We start from the raw sequence: 22,822 nt of genomic DNA, 5'->3' as shown, positions 1-22,822 counted from the left end.
CAAGAAAACGGATTAGTTGGACATTCGTACTAATTAAAACTGCAAGCTATTGATAAATAACAAATAAAATTTATCAAAAAGACAAAGCGCCTGTAACTGGAGTTTTAATTCCGACAAGCGGCGACTGTTTTGATAGCGATACGGAAAACAACCTGTTAATGGCCATTAGTTGGCCATCAAGTTGTCGCCGAGATAAGTTAGTACCGAGAAAGTGCGAAAAGTTCGCGAAGGTTTTGTGAATTGGATCCCATTTATCGGAATTCCAAAATCTGATCGGGAATAGGCAGGAAACGCGTGTGGCGAGCGGGATTGCCCCGTTCGCCACAACCACTTGCGTGGGTTCAGCCGATGTCTTTGTCTTTCTGTTGGCCCGGCACCAGGGTCAGCCCGGGCCGCTCCACATCACGCGACACATGGGATTTCACTTCCTCCACACCGCCGTCTTCGTCGTTGTGGATCACCAGCACACCCGGCCTGCGCAGTTGTTCGAGGTCGCCCTCGCCCAACTTGAAGCTCTCGCTCAGGGTCTTGTCGGTGAGTGCATTGGCTTCGGCGCGACGCTGGGCGAACTTGCGGCCACGGCGCTGTTGGTAGCGTGCCCAAGTGATGAGGATCAGTGCGTTAAGCAAGGCGATCCACAGGTACACCTGCAGGGTATTGAGCGCCGCAAAGATCGGCGCTTCGATACGCGGGCCACCGTGGGTTTCCAGCATCGCGTTAATCCCGCGCGCCAGCAGCCAGATCAACCCGGCCCAGGCGAGCAGGGTCAACACCACGTCGACCAGCCACATCAATCGATTCTGGCGAGTTCTGACCAGTTTCATGATCAGGCCTCCTCTTCAGCAGGTTTAATACCGCGATCCGGGCTGACCCAGCGTGCGCGCTTCTGGTGCTGGTTGAACAGCACCTTGGGAAAACTGACCAGGGTGGTGAACAAGCTGACCAGCCAGAACACCATCGGGTACCACACGGTCCAGAACAGGGTTTTCCACAGGTCCTTTTCGTAGCGACGGTCAATCATGATGCTCACCGCAAACTGCACCAGGCACACCATGGCCAGTACCAGGCCAGTGAAGGCCGGAGGCACCAGGGAGTCCACGGCGATGGCCGGTGGCAGCACCACGAATTTGCCCACCGCCCAGAAGATCACCGACAGCAGGAAAGTAAACGCCCAGCCGGTGGACAGGCAGTATTCGAACAGCAGCGGCCACAGGTAACGGTGACGCCATTGCCAGATACCGCGGATGTTCTTGAACAGCACTTCGGCGCCGCCCTGGGCCCAACGCAGGCGCTGTTTCCACAGGCCGCCGACGGTCTCGGGCATCAGGATCCAGCACAAGGCGCGCGGCTCATAGAAGATGGCCCAGTGATCGAGCTGCAGCTTCCAACTGACATCGATGTCCTCGGTGATCATGTCGGTGCTCCAGTAGTCGATGCGGTCCAGCGCCTTCTTGCGAAACGCCACCACCACACCCGACACCGTGAAGATCCGGCCGAACACCCGCTGGGTACGCTTGATCAAACCAATGATCGAGGAGAACTCACCCACCTGCACGCGGCCGATCAAGGTCGAACGTGTGCGGATCCGTGGGTTGCCGGTCACGGCACCCAGCCGTGGGTTGTCGAGCATCGGCGCCACCATGTAGGCCGCCGCGTTTTTATCCAGCAACGCATCGCCGTCGATGCACACCAGGTACTCGCTGCGCGCCGCCACGGCGCCCATGCGCAGGGCCACGGCCTTGCCCTGGTTCTGCGCCAGGTGCAGCACCCGCAGGCGCGGGTGCTGCAGCGCGAGGGCATCGAGCACGGCGGCGGTGTTGTCCTTGGAGCCGTCGTTGACCGCGATCACCTCGATGTTCGGGTAGAGCTGGTCCAGCGCGGCATGAATGGTCTCCGCCGCGTTTTCGCCCTCGTTGTAGCAAGGGATGATGATCGAGATCAGCGGGTCGCCAGCCAGGGTCGGCGCCGGGGTGTCCTCTTTCCACGGCCAGTGGCGCTCCCAATGCAGCCAGAAGTACAGGCCGCCGGCGATCCACAACGCTGACATGAACAACGGGTAGAAGAACACGAAGTCCATCAGGAACTGCCCGGTGACCAGGAAAATCAGGCCCAGAGGCACGCCCAACACCAGCGCCAACACGAATAAAGCCAGGATTCTGTCGAACATGGTCAAGGGTTCCATTGGTTGGAAAGGGCCGGACGTACTGTCTTCAAGTCCGGGGAATTTTCCAGGAAGTTATCCGGGTAGTAGCCAAAGCTCCTGACCCCCTGGCGTTTAAGCACCCCCATCCACTCCGCCATCTGCGCAGCGTCGATGTCTGGCGCTTCCTTGGTCCGCCAGTCTTTGGCCTGCAGTTCGAAGACCGTGCGCTCCAGCGCACCGGGCCGCTGCTTGACCGTCGCCACCAGTTGTTCCAGCCAGGCGTTGGACGTCTTGTACTCCTGGCCTTCCATCAGCGGCATGGCCATGGGCGCGGTCCAGTCGTAGGTCTGGAGGAAATCATCCAGGTTCTGCGCGAACCAGGTTTCGCTGCCGGGGTTGAGCATCGGCTCGGCGAAGATGTTGCGCGCGGTCTGCACCTGCGGCCCGCCGATAGCGCGCACCTTGGCGGTCAGCTCATTGGTGAAGTCGATCAGGTAGCGGCTCTTGAAGCGCGTCCAGCGCTGCATCACCGCCGGGTCGGCACGCAGGGCCTCGATGGTGTTCGGCAGGCCGTTGGCGGCGTACGCCTTGAGCGCAGCGGGGCTGGCATCTTCGAAGTCATTGAACACCGCATCGTCGTGGTACAGCACACCGTCGATGGCGTTGTTGCGGGCCAGGTCTTCATAGATTTCACCGATGATCTTGCGCACCTGCGGGTCAAACGGTGACAGGCGTTTGTATTGGTCCGGGTCCAGGCCGACCTTGCCGGTTTGCGGGTCCCAGCGCGTCACGCGTGGCAGCTTGGGGTCAAGGGCGAAACTGAGCACCGGCATCCAGGCATAGACCGCAGCATGGGCACGGGTGTGCAATTGCCAGGAGACGCGGTTGAACAAGTCAGCGCGAACCGGCAGGTGGCGGTTGGGGAAATACAACTCGTGTACCAGGCCATCACCCTTGGGGTCGGCAAAAGCTTGCAGGAACACAGTGCCCGCGCCCATGTCCACCACACGCTGTACCAGCACGTCCAGGTTGCGCGCCTGCTGGGCCGGGTCAGGGTCGTAGACGTTGTCCAGGTCCACATGCAGCACGCGCAGCGGTGCCTTGGCCTGCACCGCCACCATGCTGTTGGCGAAATGCTCGCCATCCGGGTCGGAGGCCACCAGGAAGCGCGGGCTGTTCATCAAGTCATTGGAGCTGTCGAGGCCATCTTCCAGGGTCAGGGCCATCTGATAGCCCTGCTCGCCCACGATGGCCAGTGACGTGCCTTTGGCGGCGCCGTAAGGCCATACCCATACGCGAGGCTTCTTGCCGGTGACTTTCTGGATTTTTTGCGTGATCGCCACCACGTCGGCACGCATCCGCGCGTCGAACTGGGCCTGGCTTTCATAGCGGCCCGTGGCCGGGTCAAACCGCAACGACGTCGCCGCCGGTTCCAGGTTGCCCTGGGGGTTGGCCAGGATGCCGGTGTGACTGGCATCGGTGTGCGCGGCGATTTCCACCAGGCCCGACTGGGACACTTCGCGGATCTGCTGCCAGGTCAGGAACTCACCACGCGGCCTTGGCTGGCCGGCGAAATCCACCGGCTGGTTCATCGGCGTGTCGATCCAGTAACCCACCGGCGCCAGCAAGGCCGGCCAATGGTAGGCCCGCAGGATCGGCATCACCCGCGTGTAGAAGCTGGAATAGCCGTCATCGAAGCTGAGCATGATGGCTTTGGGCGGCAACGCCGGCCCACCGTTGCGGGCGGCCAGGATCTGGTCGACGCTGACCGCCTGGTAGCCGTTTTCGCGCAACCAGGCCAACTGCTCGATCAAACGCTCGGTGCGCACCGCGACCACCGCCTGATCGGGGTCGCGATCCTCGACGTCGTGGTAGGCAATGCCCAGGAAATGGTTTTTCGGCCACGCCAGTTCGTTGGCCGGAGTGGGCCGCTCGGCGGGTGGAGTGAAGGGCGCGGGCTGCTGGGCACAGGCACTGGCCAGCAATACGCCCAGAATCAACAAGCAACGGCTGAGGACGGTCATGGTCAGGCTCTTCTAGAAACGGTAAGTGAGGTCGACGAGCAGGCGCAGATCGCGTTCGCGATCACCGTCGTAAGGTCGGCTGATCAGGCTCAGGTTGGCGCCGGCTTCCAGTACATCGTTCCACCGAAAGCGCTGGCCGTAGCCCACCAGGCCAATGCCACCCGTGGAGTAATCCTGTTGGCTATACGTCCCCGCACCGATCTGGAACTGCTGACTCCACTGGGTCTCGTAACGGTGATAGAGCACATGGTTGACGTTGATCACGGGCAACACGGTGAAGTCCGACTTCGGGTTGAAGTAAACCGTATCTTCCTTGCTGTTGCGGCTGGCACCGACTTCCAGGCCCAGGTCCACTTGCACCTTCGGCGAGCTGTAGAGGCCCTCGCGGCCACTGAGCAGGGCTTCGAAGCGGTCGTTGCCGTCACTGAAATGGGAAGGGCTGAGGGTCAGTTTCCACTCGCGGCTTTCGTTGGCGCGCCAGCGAATAAAACCGCTGCCGCCATTGGCCGTGACGCCGTCATTCAGCGCCCGCAGCGGTGTGGTGGACAGCAGGTAGCCGAGGCTGCCGCCGTATTGCCAGTTGTCGTTGATGTCGCGGGCAATCGACACCGCGGCGCCCTGTTTGGAGCCATCGCCATAGGAATGGTTGGAGACCTCGGCTTCAATCGTCATATCGCGGGTGCGCCGCTCCACGCCTACCGTCTGCCAACGATGCTGGCCGGTGCCTTCTTCGAAATCGGCACGGGCATAGCCGGCACCGGCGAACAGGCGCCAGTCTTCGTCGATGGGCGGCGTATAGAGCCGGCTTTCAATGCCCCAGTCGCGGCTGCCCGAGACGGCGCCCGCGTCACCGTTGTTGCCACCACCGAAGCTTTTCCCGGTGTAGGCCTCGACACGCAGCTCAGCCATATCGTGTACGTCGCGCAAACGGCTGAGGCGCTGTACCTGGCGGTTGTCCGGGTTGCGGGCGAGCACGTCATCGGTGAGCAGGTCGAGCTGGCGCCACTCCTGCAGGTCCATGGCGGTATAGGCCTGGTTCACTTCCAGGCCGATATCGCGCGGGGCCTGGGCTTCGGTTTCCTTGAGCACGCCTTCGGCGCGCCGTGGCCAATCCCGGGCGCGGTACATGTCGGCCTGGGCCAGGCGCAGGCCGACGTTACCCGGGGCCTTTTGCACCAGCGCTTCAAGCCCCGCTTCACTGGCGGGCAGGTCGGCGCCGTAGGTGCCAGCCTGAGCGGCCAGTTGTTGAGCATCCATCCAGTTGTCATTCGGGTTGCCGATAGGCAGGCCCTTGAGTTCGACGCGCGGTTGCTGCTCCTTGGCCAGGTTGTTGGCCACTTCACGGGCCTGCTCCACCTTGTCGCTCTCCAGCAAGGCATAGAACAACGCCGTGCTGTCGTCGACACGGTAACTGGCGTCGGCATCCGGGGCGGTCAGCACCTGGCGGTACAGCGGTTCGGCTTTTTCCGGCTGGCGCTGGTCCAGGTAGGACGCCGCCACCCAGCGCAACGCGTACGTGGGCAGTTGCACCCCTTCGCCATTGAGGGTCTGGTACTCGCGAATCACCTCTGCCGTGCGTGCGCGCGCCTTGAGCGCACCCAAGCGGTCGATGCGCCAGCGCACCACGTCGTCATGGGCGCTGGCGTCCGGGGTCCAGCGGGCGAGCAGCTTGTCGTAGTCTTGCAGGGCACGGTCGGCGATCACATAGCGCTCCTGCTCGGTGCGCGTGGCGAACTCGGCCATGCGCACACGCTCGGCTGCCAGGTCGCCTTCCAGGCGGCGCTGGGTGACCTCATCCAGCAGGCCCGGGCGCTTGGCCGACAGACGCAGTGCCGGTTCCGGCAGGCGGGCCTTTTGCAGCGCGACAATGTATTCACGGGCCACTTCGGGTTTGTCACCGGCACGGATAAACGCTTGGTCGAATTCGAACAGCGCGTCGTAGTTCAAGCCGGCGCGGGTCAGCGCGTAGCCCAGCGCCATGCGCCGGTTGGGATCGTTCGGGTTGGCCGCCACCAGCGCGCGAGTGCGCTGCACGGCCTCAGAGGCCTGGCCACCGTCGGCCTGCGTCAGCGCCAGGCCCAGTTGCAGGTCGACATTGTTCGGTTCACGCAACAGTGCCTGGTTGTAGACCGCCGTCGCCTGGGCCCACTGCTTCTGGTTGCGATAGGTGCGCGCAACCGTGGCGAGCGCCTGGGTGCTCAGGTTGCGATTCTTGCCCTGGGCCTCGTACACCTTCAGCACTTCGGCATCCTGCCCGGCCCAGCCGGCAATCACCAGGTGATCGCTGATCTGCCCCGGCGTCTGGCGCTCGGCAGGCAATTGGCGCAATTGGGTCAGGGCGGGGGTGAAATTGCCGTTGCGCGCCTGAATGATCAGCGCGTCATAGGCCGGATCGGCCAAAGCGAAAGCAGGCATCAGCAGTTGGCTGCATAAGGCTGCCCCGATGAGCAGTCGCAACCGGCCTGAAGCACTGAGTGGTAGGTTTCGCAGCATATCGTGAGCTTCCTTACACACGGAAAGCTGTAACGATAGGTGGTCCTGAGCAATTTGCATCAGGGTGTCGGCGTCTAGTGACCCGACCTAGCTTTCCTGTAGGAACTATCCATTAGGAATGTAGGGAAAAGTCCAATTCAAAACAATTGTTCAGAATTGTCTTTGTTTGGAAAAAACCAGTGTGGGAGCGGAGTTGCCCACGATAACGGGTCGCTGGCCGGCACGAGTGTCGACTGTTTGACCCTTATCGCGAGCACGCCCGCTCCCACACTATTTATTTCTGCTTGATGTAGAAATGTTTACTGCGCACCGCCGACCGCACCGACCTTGGCCATCACAAAACTCAAGAACTGCTCGACGGTCATCTTCTGGCCGTTGAAGGTCACTTCATTGTTGGCGTAGTGCAGCTTTGACACCACATCGGTGCCGACCAGGGTTGCCAGTTGAGTACCCACCGCCACACCGCTGACCATTTCGGCCGCCATCTGGGATTGCTGCTCGATGGCTTTCGGATCGGTCACACCACCGGCCTGCGCCTGCAGGGCGGAAACGTCGGCGATCATTGGCTTGGACAGGGTCAGGTTGGCATCCAGCAACGCCACCATCTGCTTGCCCAGCTCAACCGGTGGCAGCTCCATGGACGTTGGTTTGGTCAGGTCGACCAGCAGGTTGAACTTGCTTTCACCATGGGTGGTTTTCAGCGACAGGTTTTCCACCGCCAGCTGCGGCTTGGCTGCCAGCACCTGGTTGACGTTGGCTTCGGCCAAGGTCTGTTCGGCTTCAGTCAGTTGCAGCTCAGGCACTGGCTCACCGGCTGCGGCGGCGGCTTGCACCGGCTGCATCTTTTCCTGGTAAAGCTTGGTCAGCACCAGCATGCCCGGGATGTCGACGTTCTTCATGCTCAGGGCCATGGCGGCCGAGCCAACAGGTTTGCCCTGATAACCGATCTCGTCGATCTTGTAGTCGACGCGGCCGGCCAGGTTGTTGTCCTTTGTTTCGCTGGAGTCTTTCTGCTCGAAGCCCTTGAGCGTCAGCACGGCTTTCTGCGGACCGAAGGTGACCTTGGTGTCGGTCAGCTCCACAGTGTTCTGCCCGGTGTAGAAGCCGAAGGTGGATTTCTCCAAGTTGCTGGCCACGGTCAAACCCGCCAGTTCGGCTTCAAGCGGTTCGCCGTTGGCGTCGACCACGGCCACCTTGAGGCTGTTCATGTAGCCGCTGGCCTTGACCTTCTGGCCTTCGGCGGTGCTGTCGAAGTCCATGTTGGCGCCAGAGAAGCTCACCGAAGACTTATCGTCCTTGAGCTCCAGGGGCAGCAGTTCGACGTTGCCGGTGACCGAGCGGTTGTAGCCGATGCTGGCAACGCCCTTGAGCGGTGACACGTCTTTGCTGGCGGCAAACCATTTCTCGGTGGTGGCGTTCTTTTCCAGTTCGTAGTGACTGGTGGCCATGACCGGCAACCACTTCAAGGTCACCAGACGCGAGAACGGCAGCGGGCCGTGTTCGATGTGATCGACGAACAGCAGCTCAGGGTTCGGGTTGTCTTCACCGAATACCGAACCTTGCCCCTTCAGGCGGTAGTGGGCGGTGCTGCTGAATACGCCACGGTCCAGGGAGACCAGCTCAAGGGTCGCCGTGCCGTCGACGCCGGCCAGGGAGGTCTGGATCTCCTTGTTGGCGTTCTGGATCGCGGTTTGCAGCACGGGCTCCAGTTGCTTGCCGGTGTACCAGGCACCGCCTGCACTGACGGCGCCCACGGCGACAACAAAACCCAAGAAAACAACGGCTGGCTTATTCATGAAGTGACCTGATCAAATCCTGTGAGAAGTGGGCTGTCTTCCTTGAACCCCGAGGGGGTTGGCTCAAGCCCGCCGAAAACGGGGGAAGATTAGCACTGGCGGCCGCGCACGGCCCAGTTTTCTCAGAGCGATCAAGTCGGTACTTGGTTCAGGAATACTCCATATCGATTTCATCGAGCTGGTGGTCAAAGCTCTTCAGGCGGGCGGTCCAGGTGTACACCAGCACCTCAAACTCGCGGTGAATCACCGCATTGCCCGGGGTGTCAGCCTTGGGATCGCAGAAATCCAGTTGGTAACGTTCGCGCGCCATCTGGTTGGCCACATCGGACAATTCCCGCGCATTGTTCAGCCAATGCCGGCCATCGGCGACCTGCTGGTCGAGCAGCACACACTGTTTTTTCAGGGCTTCGAGGCTTTTTTCCAGGGGCGTACCGGTGAGTTCGCCCATGACTTCCTGGAAGGTGCGCCCGGGTTGCCAATAGCTGCCCCAGAAATAGCGGTCGAACACGGTTTCGACCCGGCGCAGGGCGACTTTGGTGTCCCAGATCGCCACGCGGGTCTTGCCTTGCTCAAGCAGCCGCTTTTTCACGCGTTGATTCTGGTACGACGCCCACGCCACCACGCCGATGGACAAGGTGCCGATCACCGCGCAGGCGCTGTCGAGAAACACCATGGCCTTGTCGATTTGATGGGCCAGCATGACGCCGTAGAAATAGGCAGCCGAGAGCAACACCAGTGCGAAGAACACGCACCAGAAAGCGGGAGCATAAGGGTTTTTCATTATTGGAATCCCCATGAGCAAACGCGAGCAGTGTCAGGTGAGGCGTCACGGCGCCTCACCTGACAAAGCATAGCGTTTCGTTCAGGGTTTGCCGGGCTGTGACGCTTGCGTTCGTCCGCTTTCCCAACCGCCGCCGAGGGCCAGGAACAGATCGATCTGGCTCATGGCAACCTGGGTGTTGGCCGCCGCGAGCTGCGCCCGTACATCGGTGTAGGTGCGGGTGGCTTGCAGGTCGGCCAGGAACGACGCGCGCCCGGCCTGGAAGAAGCGGTGCGTCTGCTCCGACGCTTCCTTGGCCGACTCGCCGGCATCGGCCAGGGCGTCACGGCGTTGCAGCTGAGCGGTGTACTGCGCCAGGCCTGTCTGGGTTTCGCGGATGGCGTTGAGCACCACGCCGTCAAAGTGCGCCAGGGCGCCCTGGGTGACGGCTTCGGCCTCATGAATACGCGCCCGCGCGCCGTTGGTCGGCACCGACCAGCTGATCAGTGGACCGAAGCCCCAACGGTTGGTGGGCGCAGTGCCCAGGTCATCGAGGATACCGACCGTGCCGACGGTAGCGCCGATGCTGATGTCCGGGTACAGCGCCCCTGTGGCCACACCAATTCGGGCGGTGGCGGCCGCCAACTGGCGCTCGGCCTGGCGTACGTCAGGACGGCGCTTGAGCAGCGCGGCGCCATCGCCCACGGGCAGCAACTGGGCGATGTGCGGCAGCTCGGCGCACGTGCCGGTGCCGGCCGGCAGTTGGTCCACCGGCTTGGCCAGCAGCATCGACAGGCGGAACAGCCCGGCCTGGCGCGCGGCTGCGTAGCGCGGCATATCGGCGCGCAAGGATTTGTATTGGGTCTGCGAGCGGGTCACCTGGGTTTCATCACCGCGCCCGGCGTCACGCAGGCGCTGGGTCAGCTTGGTGCTCTGGGCTTGCAGGTCCAGGGATTCGTTGGCGATCGCCAGCTCTTCGTTCGCCGCGCATACCTGGGTGTAGGAGCGCACCACATCCGCCACCAGCGTGATGCGTGCGATATCGGCAGCGGCCTGGGCCGCGTCGGCGCTGGCCTGGGCGCTTTCGATGCCGCGCTGCAAGGTGCCGAACAGGTCGAACTGGTACGAGGTGGTGATGCCTGCGCTGCCAATGTTGGCGACCGGGACTTTTTCCGTCAGCAAAAACGCTTCGCCGGATTCCTGCAGGCGCTGTACTTCGGCCTTCGCACCGGCGTTCCAGCCCCCGGCGGACTCAGCCTGTTGCACCTGGTAGCGCGAGCGTTGCAGGTTGGCGGCCGCCACGCGCAGGTCAGTGTTGGACGCCATGGCCTGGCGCACCAGCTCATCCAGGCGCGGGTCGTGGTAGAGCTTCCACCAGTCGGCCGGCACCGGCGCCGACACCACGTTGTGCCCATCGCCCGCGATCTGCCCTTGCAGGTCGCCTCGGTTGACGGCGGCGTTGTCCGGCAGCTTGTAATCCGGCCCCACCATTTGGCAGGCCGACAGCAACAACCCCAGCCCAGCGGTTGCCAACAGCCGCTTCATGGCTTGTCTCCGTCTTTGGCCGTGTCGGCGATGATCGATACCGTCGCCGTGCGCCCGGCGATCATGCGAAAGTCCGCTGGCACGTCGTCAAAGGCAATGCGCACCGGAATCCGCTGGGCCAGGCGCACCCAGCTGAACGCCGGGTTGACGTTGGGCAGCAGGTTGGAGCCGCTGGTGCGGTCGCGGTCTTCGATGCCGGCGACGATGCTCTGTACGTGGCCGCGCAGGCGGGCGTTGTCGCCGATCACGCGGATATCCACGCCCATGCCGACGTGGATGCCGTCGAGCTTGGTCTCTTCGAAATAGCCGTCGATGTGGAAAGAGTTACTGTCCACCACCGACAGCACCGGGCGCCCAGCTGTAACGAACTCCTGAGTACGCGGTGCGCGGTCGTTGACGTAGCCGTCCACCGGGCTGCGGATCACCGAGCGGTCGAGGTTGAGCTGGGCGGCGTCCACCGTCACTTGCGCTTCGGCCAGCGACGATTGGGCACGCGCCACGCGGGACTGGCTTTCTTCCAGTTGCTCGCTCGGCACCAGGTTGCCCAGGCCACGGTTACGCTTGTACTCGCGCTGGGCCTGAGCCAGGGTCTCCTGGCGGTCGGCCACGGCGGCCTGGGCTTGGCGCAGGGCCAGCTTGAAGCGGTCCTGGTCCACGGCAAACAGCACCTGGCCCTTGGTCACCAGTTGGTTGTCGCGCACTTCCACTTGCTGGATCAACCCGGACACGTCCGGGGCGATCTGCACGATGTCGGCACGGATGTGCCCGTCACGGGTCCAGGGCGCAAACATGTAGTACATGACCATGCGCCACACGACGACGACCGCGAAGGTCACGATCAACAACGTCAGGACTACACGGCCGATGGTCAAAAAAGGTTTTTTCATGTCATCAGGTATCGACTGAGTGAGTCCACGGCGCCCAGCAACAGCGCGTAGAGCCCCACATTGAACAATGCCCGGTGCCAGACCAGGCGATAGAAGTGGACGCGGGTCAACAACCCGTGCACCACCAGGAACAACACATACGTAATGCCCATCAGCACCAGAAGCGTGGGCAAGAAAACCCCGCTGATATCCAGATCACCGATCATAAAGGCGCTCCATCAGGTAGCGGCGCTTCCATCTCGGTGCCGCCAATGAATTCCACCCCCGGCAACAACGCCAGGCGCAGGCCAGCCAGCGCATGCAGCAAGTGCACGCGGGTGTCGTCTTCGTCTTGCAGGCCCTGGCCGTTGAGGGCGCGGCGCGTGCGGTCCAGGGTCATCAGCAGACCGCTGGGCGCAGGCAGGCGTTCACCGGCTTTCAGGCACGCCTTGAAATAGCCGCCCACGCCTTCGACCACTTGATTGAGCAGCACCCGTGGCACGCCGAGGATGCGCGGCGAATAGGCCAGCAGGTCGAGCAGGTTCAGCGCCACGCGCAGGTCACGCAGGGCGATGCCGGTGTCCTGGTTGGTCAGGGCCAGGCGCGGCAGGTGCTGCATCAGGCGGTCGAGCATCTGCGCGGCCATGTGACGGTGCTCGGCCAGGGTCGCGGGCTCGGTCATGCCGACAATGTCGCGCCAGCTGAAACGGGTCAGGCGCTTGGCGGCCAGCTTGGCGCCGAAAGGCCGTGCGATCAACGTCCACACAAAGGCGAACAGCAGCCCCACGGGCCCGGCCAGGTTGACGTTGGCGAAGTTGAGGAAGTCCGCGTCATAAGCACCCTGGATACTGATGAACGACGAGGTGTTCACCAGCGTCAGCAGCATGCCCAGGTAGAAACGCGGCTGTACGGTGAGCGTGCCGATGCAAATAAAGGGCACGGCAAACGCCAGTACCAGCATCGGGAAATCGTGCAGGTTGGGCAGCACCAGGAACAGGTAGAGGCTGGCGAACAACACCGACATCGCGGTCCAGAAAAAGAACCGGTAGATCTGCGGTGCGGGGTCGTCCATCGACGCAAAGAAGCTGCAGGCCACGGCGGCCAGGATCACCGCGCTGCCGCCGTCGGTCCAGCCCAGCAGGATCCACAGTACCGAGGCCACGATGATCGCGCTGACGGTGGAGAACGCCGAATAGAACATCAGGCCACGGTCCAGGAATGGCGTGAGGCGGCCCAGGCGCCAGTGGCGGTACACGGCGCGCCAGGTGTCTTGGCTTTCGCACTGGATGGCGGCTTGCAGGCTGCGGCAGTCTTGCCACAGGTCGACCCATTCGGCCAGGCGATACAGCGCGTTGGAGAACAGCAGGGTGTGGCGATCGTCCAGCGCTTCACCGGTAGGCTGCTGGGCGTCGATCTGATCACGCAGGCTGCGCCAGCTGTCCAGCGTGGCGTTTTCGGTGGTGTTTTCCAGCCACTGATTCGCCGCGTCCAGCAACGGCGTGAGGCGGTCGAGAAACGCCGGCGCACGGTGCTCGATGGCGTACAGCGCGTCGTCGAGTTCTTCCACCACCGGCAGCAGATGGATCATGCGCCCGCGCAGTTCCTTGGTATTGCGCACCGTCTGCGGCCGCGCGCCTTCGTGGGGCAGTTGGCCGATCATCAGTTCGAGGGTGTTGAAGGTGGCGACCATGCCGCCGCGCAGGTTGCTGATCTCCTCGGGCTCCACGTTGCGCGTCAGAAAGCGCTGGCTGTAGACCTGCGCGTCGGCAAACCACTTGCTCACCGAGCCATCGAACACCGGCGCCAGGCGCCGCGGCCAGAACATCGCACCCACCACCGCCGCCACGGCAATGCCAAGGAAGATTTCTTCGGTACGCGCTTCGGCCACATCCCACACGGCGAGGGGGTTGTCCACCACCGGCAAGGCGATCAGCGGCAAGGTGTAGCCGGCCAGCATCAGCGCGTAATTGTTCGCGGTGCGCAGGTGCATGGAAAGGAACAGCAAAATGCCTGTCCACAAAGCAATCACCACCACCAGCACATAGGGCGACTGCACGAACATCGGCACGAAAAACACCGCCGCCGCCGCGCCCATGAACGTGCCGATGGCGCGGTACAAGGCTTTGGAACTGGTAGGCCCGACAAACGGGCTGGAGACGATGTACACCGTGGCCATCGCCCAGTACGGCCGTGGCATCTGCATGAGCATGGCGATGTACAACGCGATCATCGACGCGGCGAACGTGCGCACCCCGTAGAACCAGTCGCGTGCTGGTGGAAAACCGGTAAAGAATCCGTTCAAAGCGAGGCCGCCTCAAAGGCGCGCAGCACCCGCAGCGCAGCCTCCAGATCGGCGGACGCGATGTCGGCCAGGACTTCCTTGCGCAGGCGCACCAGTTGCACCTCCACCGCTTGCACCAGCTCGCGGCCACGCTCGGTGAGGCTCAGGGCCTTGGCGCGGCGGTCGTGGACGTCTTCGGTACGGCACACGTAGCCGCCTGCGCACAACTGGTCGAGCAGGCGCACCAGCGACGGGCTTTCCATCCCCGACGCCTGGGCCACCTTGACCTGATGCACACCGTCGCCCAGACGCCCGATCATCAAGAGCGGCACGGCGCAGGCTTCGGAAATACCGTAGCTCACCAGCGTGGTCTGGCAGATTTTGCGCCAGTTGCGGGCGCCCACCACCATGCTGCTGCTGAGGTTCATCTGGAGTTGTTCGAGGGTCTGGGACACTGGATAGTTCGCATACAGTTAGTTTGCTAACTATCAATATGGTGGATGGATCCAATGTCGTCAAGTTTTGAAACAATTTATGGATGGGCGGCTGGGGATAGAGGTAAGTAAAGCGGGTTTAAGCGTGGGTGCAGAATTTTCTGACACTGCAAAACGCCTGTGGGAGCTGGCTTGCCTGCGATGACCTGAGTCCGGTCGAGAGAGATATCGACTGACACTTCGCTATCGCAGGCAAGCCAGCTCCCACATTTGGATCAGTGCAGGTTTCAAGATTGCTGTTCGGCTTGGTCGTGCAGATGGCGCTGGATTTCGTCTGCCCTCTCCAAGCGGTCTAGCAGTGCCCGCCCTGCCTCCTCCTCAATAAACTCAAACACCTCCTCCGGCACGGTGTATTGAAACTGCTTGCGCCGATGCCTGGACACCTTGCCGTCGTTATCCAGGCACATCATCACCAGCTTGGACAAATCACTCCCGCGCACGTCATAGCGCTGGTTCACGGCCTTGATCACACGGTCGTAGCGGTCGAGGAACTCGGTCTCTTCGCGCAATTCCACTTCCAGCGCACGCCTGGCCATCTGCAGGGTGAATTCGACGCAGCGGGTGGCGTCCCAGTAGCGGTAGATGGCGGAGTGGCCAATGAACTCGAAAGCCATTTGCTCACCGTCCAGCCAGGTAACATTCCAGAAGTCTCGAGTCGGCTGGGAAAATGCCTTGAGTGTCTCCAAGTAGGCTTGCTCTTCGTGTTTCATCGCAACGGAAACGGGCAGCAACAGGCCGTTTTCCAGTGCACCGAAGTGGCAGAGTGTCTGGTGGATCAGGAATCGCGACAGACGTCCGTTACCGTCCATGAACGGATGCAGGAACACAAAGCCGAAGGCGGTGACGGCCGCAGCCACAAGCGGGTCAACCTCACGCACAGGCTGACTGGCAAAGGCCATCAACTCTTCCATCAGTTCCTGGCACAGCTCAGGTGCGGGTGGTACATAGCTGACGCCCGCCGCGCCGCGCAAACCATTGTGCAGATAGTTTTGTTCGTGGCGGAATGCAACGGCTTTGTCGAAAGGGTTGGAGACAGTGCTGTTTTGCAGCTCTACCAAATAGTCTTCAGTCAGCAGCCGGCCTTCATGGGCTTGGCGTAGCAGTTGGACGAAACGGCGCGACTTTTCTTCGCTGGGTTGTTCTTTTTCGATGGCGAACGAGTCGCGGGTTTCATGGAGATAGGCCCATTGGATGGCGCGGTCCATCATTTCAGATGGAAGGGTAGCCATGAAGGACTTGGCACGGCCCAGGATGTCCAGGTTCAACAAGGCTTCGATTTCAGGCGTGCGTTCAACTGTCACGCAATAAGCCAAAGAGCCCAGACCATTGAAATCGATACGCCAACGCGAATTACGTGTTGAGGGTCCAGTCACGTAGCGCTGTGGATCAAACAAGGGTGAAACGCGGCTGTTGATTGGCTTATCGTAGTCCAGCCGTTGAAGCGTCAAGCCTTCCCAGAGGTAGCAGACCTTGCGAATGAACACGCCGTTGGGGGCTTTTTTCAGCTCTTGCAACAGTTGGTCCGGGCTAACCGCTTCGAGCGCCTGAGCCAGGATGCCGAGGTTGATGCCTTCATGTTTGAGTGCGAAAAGAATGTGGTCGAGTATCGCGTCGGCTGAAGGCGCCACGGTATGAGGAACCGCCAGGCAGTCACCAATTATCGAGATCCGCGTAACGGGCTTGATCATCGCGGCACGAGCAGGAGCAGTCGCTTTTAACCCGAGCAATTGATGAAGATGGGCGTAACCAACCAGAGACATCGCGCAACCTCAGAAAAAGTTCACTTACGCGATTAAAGCCCAGATTTTTTCAACCAACACCAGATTTTTTCAACTTTCTGCCTATTCGCTAAGTTTTTTGCACCCCTCTTGCGCTGTGCAGCAGAAGATTCAGTTCGTCCACCACCTCGGCCCAATCTGCATCTTCCAGAATTTCATTACGCAAGAACTTCTTCTGGTTCTCCGTCCAGAAAAACGCATCCGCCAGATGCAACTCAGGCTTCAGTGGCGAATGCACTGCCACAAACTTCTCGATACTTACCGGGTCATCCGGCAGACCAAGCTGTTTGAACAGAGACGGCAAGCTGTGCACAGGCGATTCCATGGGAGGCTCCTAGAAAGACGGCTCCCCAGAGTCTAGCCCAGGCGCCAACCAGCCCAGCAACCGCTCGACGCATTGCTGGGCCGAGAGCACGCCGGTGTCCAGTTCCAGCGAGGCATGGGGGGGCGGTTCGTAGGGTGAGCCAATGCCGGTGAAGCCGGGTAATTCGCCTTTGCGGGCGCGGGCGTAGTGGCCTTTGGGGTCACGTCCCTCGCACACCGCCAACGAGGCGCTGCACCACACTTCCCGATAATCGGCGCCCAGGCGCTCGGCGAAGACTGCACGCAGTTCCACCAACGGCGCGATCATCGCCAGGACCACGATTTGCCCGTTTTCCACCAGCAACGCCGCCAGCTCGCTGGCGCGGCGGATATTCTCCAGGCGGTCGCTGTCGGCAAAGCCGAGGTCTTTGTTAAGGCCACCACGCAGGGCATCGCCATCGAGCACGATGCTGTGGCGGCCTTGTTCGAACAAGGCCGCTTGCAGCCCCTGGGCCAAGGTGGATTTGCCGGACGCGGGCAACCCGGTGAGCAGGATCGCCACACCGCGATGCCCATTGCGCGCCTCGCGCTGACGGCGGCTGATGCTCGCCGTCGGCGCCACCAGGTTACTGGGCAACGGGACGCGGCGCCGGCGTTGCGATGTTGCCGGCCGCCCACGCCGACTCGCGGCTGGCCAGCGCCGTGGCGATGGTCTGCACGCGGTCCGAGTCCAACTGCTCCGGCAGCGGGTCGAGGCCGGCGCTGGCGAAGATCTGGCCGTAGGCGTTGCGCAGGTCGGCGTAGGCCAGGTCGCGGCGCAGGTCGGCTTGCAGGGTGTTGAGCTCGCCCTGGATCAGGTCCAGTTCGCCTAAACCTGCCGCTTCGTGGCGGTTGCGCAGTTGCGTGAGGATTTGCCCGTCGATATTGGCCAGTTGGTCGTTGGTCTTGAACTGGCGCACCGCGTCCTGGTAGTTGGCGTTGGCCACATAGACCTGCGCCAGCACCGCAATGGACATCGCCTGGCGCCGCGCGGTGGCGACTTCTTCACCGGCCTTGGCGACATCGATGGCCGCCGGTGCGGAGATCACGTTGAACAGGTTCCAGGTGATCTTGGCGCCATAGTCGGCCCAACGGTTGTCGGTCAGGAACGAGTTGCTGTCGTAATGGCCGCCGGCGGAGAACTCAAGGCCCGGCAGCAGGCGCAACATGGCCTTGCGGGTTTCGGCCGCGCTGATGCGGGTCTGGTAGTCCTGCTCGCGCAACTCGGGACGGTTGGCCAGGGCCTCTTGCTCCAGGCTCGCCAGATTGACCTTGAGCTGGGGCACGTCGTAGTCGTCCGGCGTGGCCAGCTTGAGGTCGGTGCCCATTGGCAGGTTGATCAAGGTGGCCAGTTCGGTCTTGGCCAGGGACAACGCACGGCGCTGTTCCTGCAGTTGGCGCGTGGCTTCGATCAGCGAGCGCTGATAACCCAGGGCCTGCACCGGGTCGCCGATGCGCTGTTCGCTCATGCTGCGGCTGTTGGTCTGGGCCTGGTCGACCCGGGCCATGAGGCTGTCGATCTGGGTCAGCAAACGCTCGGCCGCCACGGCACGCCAGTAGGCGGAGCGTACATCCTGCACGATGGTGTTGATCACCTTGCGCCGGCGCTCCTGGATGATCAGGCGCTGGTCGCCTTGCTGCTTGGCGCTGATGTAGCTGACGCCGAAGTCGAGCACGTTCCACACCATGGTCAGGTCGGCCACGCGGCGGTCGCGGTCCTGGGAGGTCGACGGTTCCAGGGATTGGGTGCCGGTGAGCACGCTCTGGCTGCTGGAGGCGTTGGTATTGTTGCGCCCGGCGTAGCCTGCCGACAGCGCCATGCGCGGCAGCATGTCGAAACTGGAGAGGTCGGACTGGCGCTTGGCCAGGGCTTCCTCCATGACTTTCAGGCGGCCTTCGAGGTTGTATTTCACCGCACGGGCCATAGCCTGGTGCAGTGTCAGCGGGCCATTTAGCGGCTCTTGATCTTTGTACATGCCTTGCAGGTCGCTGCGGGCTCGCTGCTCACTGACACTGCGCTCAATCGGCTGGCTGGTAACCGCGCAACCACTGATCGCCAGCACCAGCAAGCTGATGCCGCACACCTTATGACCTGTCTTCATCCTTGTCTTGCCCCTGTTACTGCGCCTTGAGTTAAGTGTGTTCAGGCCTGCATTTCGCTGATGCCGACCTGTTGCAGTGCATGCGCCAGGTCAACCACCTGGCGTTGTTCCGTGTCCTTGATCTGCTGCAATTGCTGGCCAAGGGTTGGCGCGCCAAACACGCCACGCAACCCTTGGGCCGGGTCGCTAACGCCCTTGATCGATTTGCTCTCGAACGCGTTGAAACCGCTGTCGTCAGCGCTGTCGCGGTTGAACAGTGTCGACAGGGTGCTCGCCCCGAAGATCCCGCCGTCCCCGCCACCAAAACCGAGGAAGCCCTTGCCGGCGCCATCCCCGCCACCGTCCGTGTTGAACACTTGCGCGAGGAAGCTAGGGGCCAACTCGCCACGATTGATAAAAATGCTGCCCACGGGGGGTAACCCGCCACCCAGTTCACGCGGCTCGAACAACGGCGGGAAACTGAGGGGTGAACCCAGGTTGCCGGTAGGCTGGCCGTAGATGATCGGCTGCAACGGCGCGTCGGGCGCGCCTTGTGGCGGCGCCGGGTTGGTGGTGCGAAACAACGGGTCGCCCGTCAGCGCAATGGTGTTGATCCCATAGTTGTTGGAGTTGGCATACCCGCTACCGGCGTTGCCCGACAAGTCGGTGACCAGGCTGGTGTCGAGGGTGATGAAATTGCTCGGGTCGGTGATGTTCGCCGTCGGCGTCAGGGTGGCCGTCCAGGTCTTGCCGCCATCGCTGCTGGCCAGGTTGGACAACACACCATTGGCCACGCTCAGGTCCGACAAATCAAAGCCGGTGACTTTCTCGCTGAAGGTGAAGGTCACGGTGCTGGTCTGGCCCACGGTCAGGTTCGGGTTGGACACCGTAATGGTCGCAGTGGGGCGGTCGGCGTCCACACCGTAGTTGTTGGATATGGCAATGCTGGCCCCTGCGTTGCCCGCCAAGTCATTCACCTGGCTGGTATCCAGCACGATCAGGTTGGTGGCGTCGGTAACCGCCGCGGTCGGCGTCAGGGTTGCGGTCCAGGTTTTGCCACCGTCGGCGCTCATCAAGTTGGACAACACACCGTTGGCGACACTCAGGTCAGACAGGTCAAAACCGCTCACCACTTCACTGAAAGCGATGGTAACGGTCGTCGTCTGGCCAATGCCAAGTTGGTTGTCGGCCACGGTAATGGTTGCGGTCGGGAGTTGGGTGTCAATGCTGTAGTTATTGGAATCGGTGCCCCCCACGCCCGCGTTGCCCGAGCCATTCGACACGCCACTGTTATCCAGGGTGATGAGATTGGTGGCGTCGGTGACATTGCTGCCAGGTGTGAAAGTGGCGGTCCAGGTGATGCCGCCATCGCTGCTGCTTACAGCGCTCAACGTGCCATTGGCGATGCTCAAGTCGGCGTTGGTGAAGCCGCTCACCGCTTCGCTGAACGTGATGGTCACCAGCGAGGTTTCCCCGGCCTTGAGCGAGGGGGCGGCGATGACAATGGTCGCGGTCGGCACCTCAGTTTGCACCTGGTAATTTGCCGAACTGGTAGTCCCGGTGCCGGTGTTGCCAGCCAGGTCGGAAATACCGGTGTTGTTCAGCACAATCAGGTTAGTGAGGTCGGTAACCCCGATGTTCGGCGTGAATGTAGCCGTCCAGGTGATGCCGCCATCGCTGCTGCTCACAGCGCTCAACGTGCCATTGGCGATGCTCAGGTCAGCGTTGTCGAAACCGGTCACCGCTTCGCTGAACGTGATGATCACCAGCGACGTTTCACCTGGCCGCAGGCTGGAATCGCTCATGACGATGGTCGCGGTCGGGCGCTGGCTGTCGACGGCATAGTTGTTGGAGTCGGTAGTCCCGCTGCCTGCGTTACCCGCAAGGTCCGCGATGCCGGTGTTGTCCAGCGTGATCAGGTTGGTGGTATCGGTGATACCTGCGGCCGGCGTATAGGTGGCCGTCCAGGTGATCCCGCCATCACTGCTGCTCACAGCACTCAGTGTGCCGTTGGCGACCGTCAGGTCGGCATTGGTGAAACCGGTCACGGCCTCGCTGAAGGTAAAGGTCACCAGGCTGGTCTGGCCGACTCCGAGCGCGGTATCGGCGACCACAATGGTGGCGGTCGGGCGCACGGTATCGATTGAATAATTGTTCGAGTCAGTGGTGCCACTGCCGGCGTTTCCGCTCAGGTTCTGCACGCCGCTGTTGTCCAGCGTGATCAGGTTGGTGGCGTCGGTGATGCTGGTGGTCGGCGTAAAGGTCGCCGTCCAGGTGATGCCGCCGTCGCTGCTGCTGACCGCGCTCAACGTGCCGTTGGCAATGGTCAGGTCAGCGTTGGTGAAACCGGTCACCGCCTCGCTGAAGGTGATGGTCACCAGCGAGGTTTCGCCGATTTTCAGCGCATTGTCGGCAATGATGATGGTTGCGGTCGGTGCCACGGTGTCGATGGTGTAGTTGTTGGAGTTGGTCGTGCCGCTGCCGGCGTTGCCCGCAAGATCCGCGATGCCGGTATTGGCCAGCACGATCAGGTTGCTCGCGTCGTTGACACCCACGTTCGGGGTGAAGGTCGCCGTCCAGGTGATGCCACCGTCGCTGCTGCTCACCGCCGTCAGCGTACCGTTGGCAATCGTCAGGTCGGCGTTGGTGAAACCGCTCACCGCTTCGCTGAACGTGATGGTCACCAGCGAGGTTTCACCGGCCGTGAGGTTGCTGTCGGCGACCACAATGGTCGCGGTCGGGCGCACGGTATCGATCGCGTAATTATTCGAATCGGTGGTACCGCTGCCGGCGTTGCCGGCCAGGTCGGCAATGCCGGTGTTATCCAGGGTGATCAGGTTGGTGGTGTCAGTGATGCTGGCGCTCGGCGTGAACGTTGCCGTCCAGGTGATGCCGCCATCGCTGCTGCTGACTGCGCTCAACGTGCCGTTGGCGATGGTCAGGTCGGCGTTGGTGAAACTGGTCACGGCCTCGCTGAAGGTGATGGTCACCAGCGAGGTTTCACCGATCCGCAGGTTATTGTCGGCCACCACGATGGTTGCGGTCGGGCGCACGGTATCGATGGCGTAGTTGTTGGAGTCGGTGGTGCCACTGCCGGCGTTGCCGTTCAGATCAGCAACACCGGTATTGTTCAGCGTGATCAGGTTGGTCGCGTCGGTGATGCTGGTGGTCGGCGTGAACGTCGCCGTCCAGGTAATGCCGCCGTCGCTGCTGCTCACCGCCGTCAGCGTGCCGTTGGCAATCGTCAGATCGGCGTTGGTGAAGCCGGTGATCGCTTCGCTGAACGTGATGGTGACGAGCGAGGTTTCGCCGATTTTCAGCGCGTTGTCCGCCACCACGATGGTCGCGGTCGGCCGCGCAGTGTCGATCGCGTAATTGTTGGAATTGGTGGTGCCACTGCCGGCGTTGCCGGCCAGATCGACGACCCCGGTGTTGTCCAGGGTGACCAGGTTGGTGGTGTCGGTAATGTTGCTGGTCGGCGTCAGCGTGGCGGTCCAGGTGATGCCGCCGTCGCTGCTGCTCAGGCCGGTCAGGGTGCCGTTGGCCACTGTCATGTCGGCGGTGGTGAAGCCGCTGACCGCTTCGCTGAAGGTGATGGTCACCAGCGACGTTTCACCCGCCGCCAGACTGGTGTCGGCAACCACAATGGACGCGGTCGGCCGCACGGTATCGATCACGTAATTGGCCGAATCAGTCGTGCCGCTGCCGGCGTTGCCGGCCAGGTCAGCGATACCGGTGTTGTCCAAGGAGATCAGGTTGGTGGTGTCAGTGATGCTGGCCGTCGGGGTGAACGTTCCGGTCCAAGTGATGCCGCCGTCGCTGCTGCTCACTGCGCTCAGCGTGCCGTTGGCGATGGTCAGGTCGGCGTTGGTGAAGCCGGTCACCGCCTCGCTGAAGGTAAAGGTCACCAGCGAGGTATCGCCGATCTTCAACGCCGTGTCGGACATCACGACAGTCACGGTCGGCCGTGCGGTATCGATCGCGTAATTGACCGAGCTGGTCGTGCCGACGCCCGCCACGCCGTCGCTGATGGCGGTCACCCCGGTGTTGTCGAGGGTGATCAGGTTGGTGCTGTCGGTAATGTTGTTGGTCGGCGTGAAAGTCGCGGTCCAGGTCAGACCGCCGTCGCTGCTGCTGACCGACGTCAGCGTGCCGTTGGGAATCGTCAGGTCGGCGTTGGTAAACCCGGTGACTGCCCGGCTGAAGGTGATGGTCACCA

16 protein-coding genes are annotated in these 22,822 nt (G+C 62.1%); all 16 read right to left on the bottom strand.

Annotated features, from left to right (window positions below):
* Positions 1–341: 341 nt before the first annotated feature.
* Positions 342–824 carry a poly-beta-1,6-N-acetyl-D-glucosamine biosynthesis protein PgaD gene (gene pgaD, locus HX803_RS04700; RefSeq protein WP_178919321.1) on the bottom strand — a complete coding sequence of 161 codons (483 nt, stop codon included), beginning with the start codon at positions 822–824 and terminating at the stop codon, positions 342–344.
* Between the two features lie 2 nt (positions 825–826).
* Positions 827–2,167 carry a poly-beta-1,6-N-acetyl-D-glucosamine synthase gene (pgaC, locus tag HX803_RS04695; protein WP_178919320.1) on the bottom strand — a complete coding sequence of 447 codons (1,341 nt, stop codon included), beginning with the start codon at positions 2,165–2,167 and terminating at the stop codon, positions 827–829.
* A gap of 2 nt (positions 2,168–2,169) precedes the next feature.
* Positions 2,170–4,167, bottom strand: coding sequence for a poly-beta-1,6-N-acetyl-D-glucosamine N-deacetylase PgaB (gene pgaB, locus HX803_RS04690; RefSeq protein ID WP_178919319.1), 1,998 nt, complete (start codon positions 4,165–4,167; stop codon positions 2,170–2,172).
* 12 nt (positions 4,168–4,179) lie between these two features.
* Positions 4,180–6,660, bottom strand: a complete 2,481-nt coding sequence (gene pgaA / locus HX803_RS04685; protein WP_178919318.1) for a poly-beta-1,6 N-acetyl-D-glucosamine export porin PgaA — start codon at positions 6,658–6,660, stop codon at positions 4,180–4,182.
* 299 nt (positions 6,661–6,959) lie between these two features.
* Positions 6,960–8,456 (bottom strand): YdgA family protein, encoded by a 1,497-nt coding sequence (locus HX803_RS04680; RefSeq protein ID WP_178919317.1) that lies wholly within the window; start codon positions 8,454–8,456, stop codon positions 6,960–6,962.
* Positions 8,457–8,604: 148 nt separating this feature from the next.
* The gene (locus HX803_RS04675; protein WP_178919316.1) at positions 8,605–9,237 is read right to left on the bottom strand and encodes an NADH:ubiquinone oxidoreductase subunit N; all 633 of its coding nucleotides are present in this window, start codon (positions 9,235–9,237) and stop codon (positions 8,605–8,607) included.
* 81 nt (positions 9,238–9,318) lie between these two features.
* Positions 9,319–10,761, bottom strand: coding sequence for an efflux transporter outer membrane subunit (locus HX803_RS04670; RefSeq protein ID WP_178919315.1), 1,443 nt, complete (start codon positions 10,759–10,761; stop codon positions 9,319–9,321).
* Complete coding sequence (locus tag HX803_RS04665) at positions 10,758–11,648, bottom strand: efflux RND transporter periplasmic adaptor subunit (RefSeq protein WP_178919314.1); 891 nt, start codon at positions 11,646–11,648, stop codon at positions 10,758–10,760. The genes HX803_RS04670 and HX803_RS04665 overlap by 4 nt, the downstream gene beginning before the upstream one ends.
* Positions 11,645–11,854 (bottom strand): DUF1656 domain-containing protein, encoded by a 210-nt coding sequence (locus tag HX803_RS04660; protein WP_012721577.1) that lies wholly within the window; start codon positions 11,852–11,854, stop codon positions 11,645–11,647. Before HX803_RS04660 ends, HX803_RS04665 begins: the two co-directional genes overlap by 4 nt.
* On the bottom strand, positions 11,851–13,929 hold the full coding sequence (locus tag HX803_RS04655; protein ID WP_178919313.1) for an FUSC family protein: 2,079 nt from the start codon (positions 13,927–13,929) through the stop codon (positions 11,851–11,853). The genes HX803_RS04660 and HX803_RS04655 overlap by 4 nt, the downstream gene beginning before the upstream one ends.
* Positions 13,926–14,336, bottom strand: a complete 411-nt coding sequence (locus HX803_RS04650; protein WP_178919352.1) for a MarR family winged helix-turn-helix transcriptional regulator — start codon at positions 14,334–14,336, stop codon at positions 13,926–13,928. Before HX803_RS04650 ends, HX803_RS04655 begins: the two co-directional genes overlap by 4 nt.
* 293 nt (positions 14,337–14,629) lie before the next feature.
* A complete protein-coding gene (locus HX803_RS04645; RefSeq protein WP_178919311.1) occupies positions 14,630–16,162 on the bottom strand; it encodes a Fic family protein in 1,533 nt (510 codons plus the stop codon).
* 88 nt (positions 16,163–16,250) lie between these two features.
* Entirely contained in the window at positions 16,251–16,505 is a 255-nt protein-coding gene (locus HX803_RS04640; RefSeq protein ID WP_178919310.1) for a DUF2789 domain-containing protein, read from the bottom strand.
* Positions 16,506–16,514: 9 nt separating this feature from the next.
* Complete coding sequence (cysC, locus tag HX803_RS04635; RefSeq protein ID WP_178919309.1) at positions 16,515–17,120, bottom strand: adenylyl-sulfate kinase; 606 nt, start codon at positions 17,118–17,120, stop codon at positions 16,515–16,517.
* Positions 17,110–18,624, bottom strand: coding sequence for a TolC family protein (locus tag HX803_RS04630; RefSeq protein WP_178919307.1), 1,515 nt, complete (start codon positions 18,622–18,624; stop codon positions 17,110–17,112). The genes cysC and HX803_RS04630 overlap by 11 nt, the downstream gene beginning before the upstream one ends.
* 41 nt (positions 18,625–18,665) lie before the next feature.
* A partial coding sequence (locus HX803_RS04625) for an S-layer family protein (protein WP_256732806.1) occupies positions 18,666–22,822 on the bottom strand: 4,157 nt, incomplete at its 5' end.

Source organism: Pseudomonas sp. P7548 (assembly GCF_013386585.1).
Classification (GTDB): domain Bacteria; phylum Pseudomonadota; class Gammaproteobacteria; order Pseudomonadales; family Pseudomonadaceae; genus Aquipseudomonas.
The sequence above is the reverse complement of the archived record's forward strand: the minus strand, read 5'-3'. Positions and strand labels throughout refer to the sequence as shown.